We start from the raw sequence: 12108 nt of genomic DNA on the forward strand, positions 1-12108 counted from the left end.
GGAGCTTCCGCGCCGGCACCCCAGTCGGCAGCCGGGCGCGCGGACTTCCCCCATGGGACGGCGATCCTACTTGCAGCCCTCACCACCCGTCCCCGGTAGGGTGGCGCGCGCATCGTGCGCAACCGCGAATCAGGGGGTCCAGACACGTGAGTACGACCGCAGCGACCGGCTTCTGCCGCGTCACCGTCGTGGCGCCGGACAGCCGCATCGACGTCGCGCTCCCGGAGGACATCGCCGTCGCCGACGTCTACCCGGAGATCCTGCGGCTCACCGGGCAGACGCAAACGGCGGGAACGCCGACCGGCTACCACCTGGTCCGCAGGGACGGCTCCGTCCTCGACGGCGCCCGCACCCTCGCCGCCCAGCAGGTCCTCGACGGCGAGGTGCTCTCCCTGCGCCCCTTCGCGCAGTCCCTGCCGCCCGCCGTCTACGACGACGTCTCCGACGCCGTCGCCTCCGCCGTCACCCGTGACCGGCACCTGTGGGGCGACGAGCTGCTCCGCGGCGCCGGACTCCTCGGCGGCGTCCTGCTGCTCGTGCTCATGGGCTTCGTGCTCTGGTTCGCGGACCCGGTCCGCCACGACATGCACAGCCTGCCCGGGATCATCGCGGGCGCCGCGGGACTGCTCCTCACCGCGTTCGCCGGCGTCCGCGCCCGCGTCTACGGAGACCGGGCCACCGCCGTCGCCCTCGGCCTCGGCGCCCTGCCGCTGCTGCTCATCGCCGGCTCCGGCATCATCGCCGCCGACCCGGGCGCGGGCCCCGGACGCCTCCAGTTCCTGATGGGCTGCGTCACCGTCCTCGTCGCCTCCGTGGCCCTCGTCGCCCTCACCCCGAGCGGAGACGCGCCCTTCGTCGCCGCGACCTTCCTCGCGACCGTCGGCACCCTCGCCACCTTCGTGATGATCCTCACCGAGAGCACCGCCACGGAGACCGCCGCCGTCTGCGCACCCGTCGCCATCGGCGTGGTCGCCTTCCTGCCCGGCCTCTCCGCCCGCTTCGCCCGCCTCCCCATCGGCTACGCGGCCCCGCGCAGCGCCGCCGACGACGAGTTCCTCGGCGACCCGCAACAGCAGTCCGGCGACGAGGGCCAGGCCGTCGACGGCGAGCGCATCGCCCTCCAGGCCCGCCGCGGCCACGAGATGCTCCTCGGCCTCGTCGGCGGCTGCGCGGCCGTCGTCGTCGGCTCCGCCGCCGTCCTCGGCTTCGCCGGAAACCTCTGGGGCCAGCTCCTCGCCCTGGCCGCAGGCCTCGCGATGCTGCTCCGCGCCCGCCTCTTCCGGTACACCTCGCAGGTCGCCTGCGTCCTGGTCGCCGGCATCGCCGCCATCGCGCTGCTCGTCCTCGGCCTCTCCCTGAACCCGCCGGTCGACCTGGTCAAGGACCTCCTGATGTACGGGGACCGCGGCGGCCTCGACATCCGTACGATCTGGCTCACCGCCTCCGTCGCCGCCGGCGCCGCGCTGATCACCGCCATCGGCCTGATCATCCCGAAGAAGGGCCTCTCGCCCTTCTGGGGCCGCCTCCTCGACCTCGCCGAGGGCTTCGTTCTCCTCTCCCTCGTTCCCCTCTGCCTCGCCGTCCTCGACATCTTCATGGCGGTCCGCTCCCTCACCAGCAAATAAGGACGACGGGCCCGCTCCGGCGAACTGGTACGCTGTGTGACGGCCGTTTGTGTACGCGCTCCCGGAAAGCCCCCGACCTGCTCGGGAAGCCTCTGGAAGCTGCGCCCATCGGACCTTCGCCCGTCGAGTCACGGAAGCTTCCCCTGAGATCTAGACCAGGGGCACTCGCGGGCGCACGTATCTAAGAGGAGATCCGCGTGGCTCTCGACGCCGCTGTCAAGAAGCAGATCATGACCGAGTTCGGCCAGAAGGAGGGCGACACCGGCTCCCCCGAGGTCCAGGTCGCCATGCTTTCCCGTCGCATCTCGGACCTGACCGAGCACCTCAAGCAGCACAAGCACGACCACCACTCCCGTCGTGGCCTGCTGATCCTGGTCGGCCAGCGCCGCCGCCTGCTGCAGTACCTGGCCAAGAAGGACATCCAGCGCTTCCGTGCCCTGGTCGACCGCCTCGGCATCCGCCGCGGTGCGGCCGGCGGCGCCAAGTAAGGACGCCGTGAAGGGAGCGGTTCCCACTTTCAGGGGGCCGCTCCCTTTGCTGTACGTGCACAAAGTGCACACAGGCACTTAGTCTGGTCGCACAACCCCATACGACGGACGAAGCGAGGAGCCGCCGGCTCGCCGCCGGTCCTCGGTAGTGGCCCCCGGAACATGCCGGGTGCTTCGATCGAAGACCGGCCCGCACCCAAGGCGCGTCTCTCCGCCCCCGTCGACACCGTCCCCGGCCACACGGGCCCCGGACGCAAAGACGAACACGTAGGAGAAACCACTAGTGGAGAACGAGACCCACTACGCCGAGGCCGTCATCGACAACGGCTCCTTCGGTACCCGCACCATCCGCTTCGAGACGGGCCGTCTCGCCAAGCAGGCCGCCGGCTCCGCCGTCGCCTACCTGGACGACGACACGATGGTCCTTTCCGCGACCACCGCGTCGAAGAAGCCCAAGGACCAGCTCGACTTCTTCCCCCTCACGGTGGACGTCGAGGAGCGGCAGTACGCGGCCGGCAAGATCCCCGGCTCCTTCTTCCGCCGGGAGGGCCGCCCCTCCGAGGACGCGATCCTCACCTGCCGCCTGATCGACCGGCCGCTGCGCCCCTCCTTCAAGAAGGGCCTGCGCAACGAGATCCAGATCGTCGAGACGATCATGGCGCTCAACCCCGACCACCTGTACGACGTGGTCGCGATCAACGCCGCCTCGGCTTCCACGATCCTGGCGGGCCTGCCCTTCTCCGGCCCGATCGGCGCCACCCGCGTCGCCCTGATCAAGGGCCAGTGGGTCGCGTTCCCGACGCACACCGAGCTCGAGGACGCCGTCTTCGACATGGTCGTCGCCGGTCGCGTCCTGGAGGACGGCGACGTCGCGATCATGATGGTCGAGGCCGAGGCCACCGAGAAGACCATCGAGCTCGTCAAGGGCGGCGCCGAGGCGCCGACCGAGGAGATCGTCGCCGCCGGTCTCGAGGCCGCGAAGCCCTTCATCAAGGTCCTCTGCAAGGCCCAGTCGGACCTCGCCGCCAAGGCCGCCAAGCCCACCGGCGAGTTCCCGGTCTACCTCGACTACCAGGACGACGTCCTGGAGGCGCTCTCCGCCGCGGTCAAGGGCGAGCTCGCCCAGGCGCTCACCATCGCCGGCAAGCAGGAGCGCGAGGCCGAGCTCGACCGCATCAAGGAGCTCGCCGCCGACAAGCTTCTCCCGGCCTTCGAGGGCCGCGAGAAGGAGATCGCCGGTGCCTACCGCGCGCTGACCAAGAAGCTGGTCCGCGAGCGGATCATCAAGGACAAGGTCCGCATCGACGGCCGTGGCCTCACGGACATCCGTACGCTCGCGGCCGAGGTCGAGGCCATCCCGCGCGTGCACGGCTCGGCGCTGTTCGAGCGTGGCGAGACCCAGATCCTGGGCGTCACCACCCTCAACATGCTCCGCATGGAGCAGCAGCTGGACACCCTCTCCCCGGTGACCCGCAAGCGCTACATGCACAACTACAACTTCCCGCCGTACTCCGTCGGCGAGACCGGCCGCGTGGGCTCGCCCAAGCGCCGTGAGATCGGCCACGGCGCGCTCGCCGAGCGCGCCATCGTGCCGGTCCTCCCGACCCGCGAGGAGTTCCCCTACGCGATCCGTCAGGTGTCCGAGGCCCTCGGCTCCAACGGCTCGACGTCCATGGGCTCGGTCTGCGCCTCCACCATGTCGCTGCTGAACGCCGGTGTGCCCCTCAAGGCCCCCGTCGCCGGTATCGCCATGGGCCTGATCTCCGAGGAGATCGACGGCAAGACGCACTACGTCGCCCTCACGGACATCCTCGGCGCCGAGGACGCGTTCGGCGACATGGACTTCAAGGTCGCCGGTACGAAGACCTTCGTCACCGCGCTCCAGCTCGACACCAAGCTCGACGGCATCCCCGCCTCGGTCCTGGCCGCCGCGCTGAAGCAGGCCCGTGACGCGCGTCTGCACATCCTCGACGTGATGAACGAGGCGATCGACGTTCCGGACGAGATGTCCCCGAACGCGCCGCGCATCATCACCGTCAAGATCCCGGTGGACAAGATCGGTGAGGTCATCGGCCCCAAGGGCAAGATGATCAACCAGATCCAGGAGGACACCGGCGCCGACATCACGATCGAGGACGACGGCACCATCTACATCGGTGCCGCCCAGGGCTCGCAGGCCGAGGCCGCCCGCGCCACGATCAACGGCATCGCCAACCCGACCATGCCGGAGGTCGGCGAGCGCTACCTGGGTACGGTCGTCAAGACCACCACCTTCGGTGCCTTCGTCTCCCTGCTCCCGGGCAAGGACGGCCTCCTGCACATCTCGCAGATCCGCAAGCTCGCCGGTGGCAAGCGCGTGGAGAACGTCGAGGACGTGCTGGCGATCGGCTCCAAGGTCCAGGTCGAGATCGCCGAGATCGACCAGCGCGGCAAGCTCTCCCTGATCCCCGTGATCGCGGACGAGGACGCCGCCGACGCGAAGGACGACACCGACCAGTGACGTCCCGTAGTTCCGTGACGACGGCCCGCCCCTCTTCGGAGGGGCGGGCCGTCGCCCGTACCCAAACGCTTCTCCCGGGCAAGGACGGCATCGGCACGGTCCGCCGCACGACCCTCCCCGGCGGCCTGCGGATCGTCACCGAGACCCTGCCCTCCGTGCGCTCCGCCACCTTCGGCATCTGGGCCCACGTCGGCTCCCGGGACGAGACCCCGAGCCTCAACGGCGCGACCCACTACCTGGAGCACCTCCTCTTCAAGGGCACCCACAAGCGGTCCGCCCTCGACATCTCCTCCGCGATCGACGCGGTCGGCGGCGAGATGAACGCCTTCACGGCGAAGGAGTACACCTGCTACTACGCGCGGGTCCTCGACACCGACCTGCCGCTGGCGATCGACGTCGTCTGCGACATGCTCACCGGCGCGCTCGTCCTCGAAGAGGACGTGGACGCCGAGCGGGGAGTGATCCTCGAAGAGATCGCGATGACCGAGGACGACCCCGGCGACGTCGTGCACGACCTGTTCGCGCAGACGATGTTCGGCGACACCCCGCTGGGCCGCCCGGTCCTCGGCACCGTCGACACGGTCAACGCCCTCACCCGCGGCCAGATCGCCCGCTTCTACAAGAAGCACTACGACCCGACCCACCTGGTCGTCGCCGCCGCCGGCAACGTCGACCACGCCACGGTGGTACGCCAGGTCCGCCGCGCCTTCGAGAAGGCCGGCGCCCTCACCCGTACCGACGCCGTCCCCGTCGCCCCCCGCGACGGCCGGCGAATCATCCGTACGGCGGGCCGCGTCGAGCACCTGAACCGCAGGACCGAGCAGGCCCACGTGGTCCTCGGCATGCCGGGCCTCGCCCGCACCGACGAGCGCCGCTGGGCCCTCGGCGTGCTGAACACCGCCCTCGGCGGCGGCATGTCCTCCCGCCTCTTCCAGGAGGTCCGCGAGAAGCGCGGCCTGGCCTACAGCGTGTACTCGTACACCTCGGGCTTCGCCGACTGCGGCCTCTTCGGTGTGTACGCGGGCTGCCGGCCGGGCCAGGTCCACGACGTCCTGAAGATCTGCCGCGACGAGCTCCACAAGGTCGCGACCGAGGGCCTCACCGACGAGGAGATCGTCCGCGCCGTCGGCCAGCTCTCCGGCTCCACCGTCCTTGGCCTCGAGGACACCGGCGCCCTCATGAACCGCATCGGCAAGAGCGAGCTCTGCTGGGGCACCCAGATGTCGGTCGACGACATGCTCACCCGGATCGCCGCGGTCACCCCGGACGACGTCCGGGCCGTCGCCCGCGATGTACTGGACCAGCGGCCCTCGCTGTCGGTGATAGGCCCGTTGAAGGACAAGCAGGCGGACCGCCTCCACCAAGCGGTCTCCTGATCCCGAGCCCTCTTAAGGAAAAAGACCAATGAGCAAGCTGCGCGTGGCGGTTCTCGGAGCCCGGGGCCGCATCGGCTCCGAGGCGGTCAGGGCCGTCGAGGCCGCCGAGGACATGGAACTGGTCGCGGCCCTCGGCCGGGGCGACAAGCTGGAGGCGCTCACCGAGGCGGGCGCCCAGGTCGTCGTCGAGCTGACCACCCCCGACTCGGTGATGGACAACCTCGACTTCTGCGTGCGCCACGGCATCCACGCGGTCGTCGGGACCACCGGCTGGACCGAGGAGCGCCTCGCGCGGCTGCGGACCTGGCTCGCGGCCTCCCCGGAGACCGGTGTCCTCATCGCGCCGAACTTCTCCATCGGCGCGGTCCTCACCATGAAGTTCGCGCAGATCGCGGCCCCGTACTTCGACTCGGTCGAGGTCATCGAGCTGCACCACCCGCACAAGGTGGACGCCCCCTCCGGCACCGCCACCCGTACGGCTCAGCTGATCGCCACGGCCCGCGCCGAGGCCGGCCTCGGCGCCCAGCCGGACTCCACCGCGACCGGCCTCGAAGGGGCCCGCGGCGCCGACGTCGACGGCGTCCGCGTCCACTCCGTACGCCTGTCGGGCCTCCTCGCCCACCAGGAGGTCCTGCTGGGCGGCGAGGGCGAGACCCTCACCGTCCGCCACGACTCCCTGCACCACTCCAGCTTCATGCCGGGCGTACTCCTGGGAGCCCGCCGCGTGACGGGCACCCCGGGCCTCACCTTCGGCCTGGAACACTTCCTGGACCTGGGCTGACGGCCATGGGCGGAAAGATCACGTACGTCTTCCTCGCCACCGTCCTCGTCCTCGTGTTCGGCGTGGTGGCGATGGAGGGCGTCCTGCTGCTCCTCACGGGCGAGCCGGCCGCCATGGGCATGGGCGCGGTGGCGTTCCTGCTGCCGGCCGTCGGCGGCTGGTTCCTCTGGAAGAACACCCGGTTCGCCCGGCAGGCGGGCCGCCTCGCCACCGAACTGGAGGCGGAGGGCGGCCTGCCCGTCGACGAGCTGAAGCGCACCGAGGGCGGCCGGATCGACCGTGACTCGGCCGACGAGGTCTTCGCCCGGCGCAAGGCCGAGACGGAGGACACCCCGGAGGACTGGCGCTGCTGGTTCCGGCTCGCGGTCGCCTACCACGACGCCCGCGACACCCCCAGGGCCCGCAAGGCGATGCTGCGGGCCATCGCCCTCCACGAGGGACGTACGGTCAGCGCGTAGCGGCCGGGACGACGCCGTACTCGGCGTTCCAGGCCTCGACCGTGTCGGCCGCGCGGTCGAAGGCCTCGACCCGGGAGAGGAAGTCGGCACTGTGGTCGGTGAGCAGCAGCAGCTGCTCACCACCCTGCCGACCGAGCACCAGGGCCTGGCCCTGGACCGTGCGGGGGAGCCCCAGCCAGCGCACCGGCTGCTGCACGGTCCGTACGGAGGTCACCTTGGCCCACGGCACGGTCGAGGTCCGCAGGAAGCCCACGCGCCGCACCCCGGCCCGGCTCACCCAGGTGCCCACGCGGAGCATCCGCACGGCCGCGAGGATGACGATCACGGCGAGCGCGAGCGTCACGCCGGCGGCGGCGAAGCCCCCGGCGGCGACGATGATCACGGCGGCGAGCAGCACGAACGAGGCCAGCAGCAGCGCCAGCGCCGCGGCTCCGACGCGCCACGACCCCGGCCGGTACGGACGACGCCACTGATCGTGGTCGTCGAACGGCAGGGCGACGTGGTCGGTCGTGTCAAAAGCACGGTCGGCCGTCAGGAAGGGCAGGGGCACGACAGGTCCTCACTCACAAGCACGCTCGAAGGGGCAGTGCCCGGTGAGGCTACCTCAGCGGTTGTCGGAGGCCTCGGACTGCTGCTGACGAGTGGCGGAGTCCCCCGACTGCAGGGAGGGCATCCCGAAGATCAGCGACCCGGCGAGGCCGGCCACGACGGTCAGCCCGATCAGGGTACGACCCACGATCTGCGAGGCGCTGAGGCGCTCCCGGGGTGGCGGAGTGACGTTACTGCGGAAGTGGTCGGCCTCCGCGACGAACGCGAACGGTACGGCCTCTCTCCGGCGGAACATCAGGGCCACTCTCCTTTGTCGTCGTGGTGCTTCACCGGTACAGACGACAGAACAGAGGGTTTGGTGCCCTATTTCACCAAAGCGGCCGAATCTCATCCTCGAGGAGGACGTCGCAAGGACGACGTGAGGACGTCGATAAAGTGGGCGCTGCAACACCCCGACTGGAAGGACCGCTGGTGACCGACACCCCCACCGAGAACGTGAAGATCGACTTCCGGAGCGACGTCACCGTTGATCTGGTCAAGAGCGCGGCGAGCGACTCCGACGTCCTCTGGGCGGCACGTGTGTCCACGGCGGGGGAGCAGTCCCTCGAAGAGCTCCAGAAGGACCCGGAGCGCTCCAAGGGCCTCATCAACTACCTGATGCGGGACCGCCACGGCAGCCCCTTCGAGCACAACTCGATGACGTTCTTCATCAGCGCCCCGATCTTCGTGTTCCGCGAGTTCATGCGGCACCGCGTCGGCTGGTCGTACAACGAGGAATCGGGCCGCTACAGGGAGCTCCAGCCGGTCTTCTACGTCCCGGACACCTCCCGCAAGCTCGTCCAGGAGGGCCGCCCCGGCAAGTACGTCTTCGTCGACGGCACCCAGGAGCAGCACGACGTGGTGAGCCGCACGATGGAGGAGTCGTACCGAACGGCCTACGCGACCTACCAGGAGATGCTGGCCGCCGGCGTCGCCCGCGAGGTCGCCCGCTCGGTCCTCCCCGTCGGCCTCTTCTCCTCGATGTACGCCACGTGCAACGCGCGCTCGCTCATGCACTTCCTGGGCCTGCGCACCCAGCACGAGCTGGCCGCGGTCCCGTCCTTCCCGCAGCGGGAGATCGAGATGGTCGGCGAGAAGATGGAGGAGCACTGGGCCCGGCTGATGCCGCTGACCCACGCCGCCTTCAACAAGAACGGCCGTGTGGCCCCGTAGGGCACACATGTCCGAGCCACTCGTGGGAAGTGTCCGTATTGCGGCGTTTCGAGAAGTTCATCTAGGCTGATCAAACGGACCCGGCACTGCCTGAACCCCCGAGCAGGCAGTGCCGGGCTCCTCTTCTTCCTGTCCCCCTCAGGGACACCCGGCGCTGAGCAGCGAGTAGCGTGTTACCCATGGCTCCGATCTCCACTCCGCAGACCCCCTTCGGGCGGGTCCTCACCGCCATGGTCACGCCCTTCACGGCGGACGGCGCACTCGACCTCGACGGTGCCCAGCGACTGGCCACCCATCTGGTGGACGCAGGCAACGACGGCCTCGTCGTCAACGGCACCACCGGCGAGTCCCCCACCACCAGCGACGCGGAGAAATCGGAGCTGGTACGAGCTGTGCTGGAGGCGGTCGGAGACCGCGCCCACATCGTGGCCGGCATCGGCACCAACGACACCCACCACTCCCTCGAGCTCGCCCGCACCGCCGAGCGCGACGGCGCCCACGGCCTGCTCGCCGTGACGCCGTACTACAACAAGCCCTCGCAGGAGGGGCTCTACCGGCACTTCTCGGCCATCGCCGACGCCACTGAGCTCCCGGTCATGCTCTACGACATCCCCGGCCGCAGCGGCGTCCCGATCGACACCGAGACGCTCGTCCGCCTCGCCGAGCACCCCCGGATCGTCGCCAACAAGGACGCCAAGGGCGACCTCGGCCGCGCGAGCTGGGCCATCGCCCGCTCCGGCCTCGCCTGGTACTCCGGCGACGACATGCTCAACCTGCCGCTGCTCTCCGTGGGCGCCTGCGGCTTCGTCTCGGTCGTCGGCCACATCGTCACCCCGGACCTCCGCGCCCTCCTCGACGCCCACCTGAGCGGCGAGCCCCAGAAGGCCACCGAGATCCACCAGCGACTCCTGCCGATCTACACCGGCATGTTCCGCACCCAGGGCGTCATGACCACCAAGGCCGCCCTCGCCCTCCAGGGCCTCCCGGCCGGCCCGCTGCGCCTCCCGCTCGTGGAGCTCTCCACCGAGGAGACCGAGCAGCTCAAGGTCGACCTGGCCGCCGGCGGGGTAGAACTCTGACAACGGACTTCACAACTGAACACTGACAACAGCAAGTGCACGAATGTCATGCGCGCCACGTGCCCGAACGGCACGTGGCGCGCGTGGTGAGGAGAGTCTTTTGAGTCATCCGCATCCTGAACTCGGCGCTCCGCCGAAGCTCCCGAAGGGCGCCCTGCGCGTCACCCCGCTCGGCGGGCTCGGCGAGATCGGCCGGAACATGACGGTCTTCGAGTTCGACGGCCGTCTGCTCATCGTCGACTGCGGCGTCCTCTTCCCCGAAGAGGAGCAGCCGGGCGTCGACCTGATCCTGCCCGACTTCACCATCATCCGGGACCGCCTCGACGACATCGAGGGGATCGTGCTCACGCACGGCCACGAGGACCACATCGGTGCCGTCCCCTACCTGCTCCGGCTCAAGCCGGACATCCCGCTCATCGGCTCCAAGCTGACCCTCGCGCTGATCGAGGCCAAGCTCCAGGAGCACCGCATCCGCCCCTACACCCTTGAGGTGAAGGAGGGCGACCGGGAGATCCTGGGTTCGTTCGACTGCGAGTTCATCGCGGTCAACCACTCCATCCCGGACGCGCTCGCCGTGGCCATCCGCACCCCCGCGGGCATGGCCGTCGCCACGGGCGACTTCAAGATGGACCAGCTCCCGCTGGACGGCCGTCTGACCGACCTCCACGCCTTCGCGCGTCTGAGCGAGGAGGGCATCGACCTCCTCCTCTCGGACTCCACGAACGCCGAGGTCCCGGGCTTCGTCCCGCCGGAGAAGGACATCTCCAACGTCCTGCGCACGGTCTTCGCGAACGCCCAGAAGCGCATCATCGTGGCCAGCTTCGCCAGCCACGTGCACCGCATCCAGCAGATCCTCGACGCCGCCCACGAGTACGGCCGTCGGGTCGCCTTCGTCGGCCGCTCGATGGTCCGCAACATGGGCATCGCCCGCGACCTCGGCTACCTCCGGGTCCCGGCCGGCCTCGTCGTCGACGTGAAGACCCTCGACGACCTGCCGGACGACGAGGTCGTGCTGGTCTGCACGGGTTCCCAGGGCGAGCCCATGGCGGCCCTGTCCCGCATGGCCAACCGCGACCACCAGATCCGGATCGTCCCCGGCGACACGGTCATCCTGGCCTCGTCGCTCATCCCGGGCAACGAGAACGCGGTCTACCGCGTGATCAACGGCCTGACCCGCTGGGGCGCGAACGTCGTCCACAAGGGCAACGCCAAGGTCCACGTCTCGGGCCACGCCTCGGCCGGCGAGCTGCTGTACTTCTACAACATCTGCCGCCCGAAGAACCTCATGCCGGTCCACGGCGAATGGCGCCACCTGCGCGCCAACGCCGAGCTCGGCGCGATGACGGGTATCCCCAAGGACCACATCGTCATCGCCGAGGACGGCGTCGTCGTCGACCTCATGGACGGCAAGGCCAGGATCGTCGGCAAGGTCCAGGCGGGTTACGTGTACGTGGACGGCCTCTCGGTCGGCGACGTCACCGAGGCCCACCTCAAGGACCGCCGGATCCTCGGCGACGAGGGCATCATCTCGGTCTTCGTGGTCGTGGACTCCTCGACCGGCAAGATCGTGAGCGGCCCGAACATCCACGCCCGCGGTTCCGGCATCGAGGACTCGGCCTTCGACGCCGTGATCCCCAAGGTCGACCAGGCCCTGAACAAGTCGGCCCAGGACGGCGTCGTCGAGCCCCACCAGCTCCAGCAGCTGATCCGCCGCACCGTCGGCAAGTGGGTCTCCGACACCTACCGCCGGCGCCCGATGATCCTCCCGGTCGTCGTAGAGGTCTGAGCCTGACCTGCGCCACACCGGAGCGGGGCCCCTCGATTTGCATCGGGGCGCCCCGCTCCAGTACGTTTACGGCTCCGCCAGACCGGGAAGCCCCCGGCGCCGTCGTGCGCCGGAACAGGTGAACGGGAGGCGGAAATACCGACTCAGAACTTCTGATAAAGTCGGAACCGCCGAAAGGCCCCCGGAGTGAAAACAAAAGGGACCGGAAAGCACCGAGGAAATCGGATCGAAAAGATCTGATAGAGTCGGAAACG

Annotated in this window: 11 protein-coding genes; 9 read left to right on the forward strand and 2 right to left on the reverse strand. The window is 69.7% G+C overall.

Annotation, left to right across the window (positions count from 1 at the left end):
• Positions 1-146: 146 nt before the first annotated feature.
• From eccD to ASC82_RS11120, 6 genes are all read left to right on the forward strand, one after another.
• Positions 147-1625 carry a type VII secretion integral membrane protein EccD gene (gene eccD, locus ASC82_RS11095; protein WP_056644772.1) on the forward strand — a complete coding sequence of 493 codons (1479 nt, stop codon included), beginning with the start codon at positions 147-149 and terminating at the stop codon, positions 1623-1625.
• Between the two features lie 197 nt (positions 1626-1822).
• A complete protein-coding gene (gene rpsO, locus ASC82_RS11100; RefSeq protein WP_024758243.1) occupies positions 1823-2113 on the forward strand; it encodes a 30S ribosomal protein S15 in 291 nt (96 codons plus the stop codon).
• A gap of 283 nt (positions 2114-2396) precedes the next feature.
• On the forward strand, positions 2397-4613 hold the full coding sequence (locus tag ASC82_RS11105; protein ID WP_056644775.1) for a polyribonucleotide nucleotidyltransferase: 2217 nt from the start codon (positions 2397-2399) through the stop codon (positions 4611-4613).
• A complete protein-coding gene (locus ASC82_RS11110) occupies positions 4610-5989 on the forward strand; it encodes a pitrilysin family protein (protein WP_056644777.1) in 1380 nt (459 codons plus the stop codon). Before ASC82_RS11105 ends, ASC82_RS11110 begins: the two co-directional genes overlap by 4 nt.
• Before the next feature lie 28 nt (positions 5990-6017).
• On the forward strand, positions 6018-6770 hold the full coding sequence (gene dapB, locus ASC82_RS11115) for a 4-hydroxy-tetrahydrodipicolinate reductase (RefSeq protein WP_056644780.1): 753 nt from the start codon (positions 6018-6020) through the stop codon (positions 6768-6770).
• A 5-nt stretch (positions 6771-6775) separates the two neighbouring features.
• On the forward strand, positions 6776-7228 hold the full coding sequence (locus ASC82_RS11120) for a hypothetical protein (protein WP_024758239.1): 453 nt from the start codon (positions 6776-6778) through the stop codon (positions 7226-7228).
• On the opposite strand, the gene ASC82_RS11125 is transcribed toward ASC82_RS11120, so the two are convergent.
• Together ASC82_RS11125 and ASC82_RS11130 are read right to left on the reverse strand one after the other, a co-directional pair.
• Positions 7218-7778, reverse strand: coding sequence for a PH domain-containing protein (locus tag ASC82_RS11125; protein WP_056644782.1), 561 nt, complete (start codon positions 7776-7778; stop codon positions 7218-7220). The genes ASC82_RS11120 and ASC82_RS11125 overlap by 11 nt on opposite strands.
• A 54-nt stretch (positions 7779-7832) precedes the next feature.
• Positions 7833-8072 carry a hypothetical protein gene (locus tag ASC82_RS11130; protein ID WP_056644982.1) on the reverse strand — a complete coding sequence of 80 codons (240 nt, stop codon included), beginning with the start codon at positions 8070-8072 and terminating at the stop codon, positions 7833-7835.
• A gap of 176 nt (positions 8073-8248) precedes the next feature.
• Here ASC82_RS11130 and thyX point away from each other — a divergent pair, with 176 nt between their 5' ends.
• The 3 genes from thyX to ASC82_RS11145 all read left to right on the forward strand — a co-directional run bounded on the left by thyX (position 8249) and on the right by ASC82_RS11145 (position 11854).
• Positions 8249-8989, forward strand: a complete 741-nt coding sequence (gene thyX, locus ASC82_RS11135) for an FAD-dependent thymidylate synthase (protein ID WP_024758236.1) — start codon at positions 8249-8251, stop codon at positions 8987-8989.
• A gap of 179 nt (positions 8990-9168) precedes the next feature.
• Positions 9169-10068, forward strand: a complete 900-nt coding sequence (gene dapA, locus ASC82_RS11140) for a 4-hydroxy-tetrahydrodipicolinate synthase (RefSeq protein ID WP_056644785.1) — start codon at positions 9169-9171, stop codon at positions 10066-10068.
• Positions 10069-10168: 100 nt separating this feature from the next.
• Positions 10169-11854 carry a ribonuclease J gene (locus ASC82_RS11145; protein ID WP_056644788.1) on the forward strand — a complete coding sequence of 562 codons (1686 nt, stop codon included), beginning with the start codon at positions 10169-10171 and terminating at the stop codon, positions 11852-11854.
• Positions 11855-12108 lie beyond the last annotated feature (254 nt).

This window comes from Streptomyces sp. Root431 (assembly GCF_001426585.1).
GTDB lineage: Bacteria > Actinomycetota > Actinomycetes > Streptomycetales > Streptomycetaceae > Streptomyces > Streptomyces stackebrandtii.

What these genes read in the sequence shown, in the direction of transcription:
- ASC82_RS11120 (WP_024758239.1), top strand. Translation starts at nt 6,776, where the DNA reads ATGGGCGGAAAGATCACGTACGTCTTCCTCGCCACCGTCCTCGTCCTC.
- ASC82_RS11130 (WP_056644982.1), bottom strand. Translation starts at nt 8,072, where the DNA reads ATGTTCCGCCGGAGAGAGGCCGTACCGTTCGCGTTCGTCGCGGAGGCC.
- dapA (WP_056644785.1), top strand. Translation starts at nt 9,169, where the DNA reads ATGGCTCCGATCTCCACTCCGCAGACCCCCTTCGGGCGGGTCCTCACC.
- dapB (WP_056644780.1), top strand. Translation starts at nt 6,018, where the DNA reads ATGAGCAAGCTGCGCGTGGCGGTTCTCGGAGCCCGGGGCCGCATCGGC.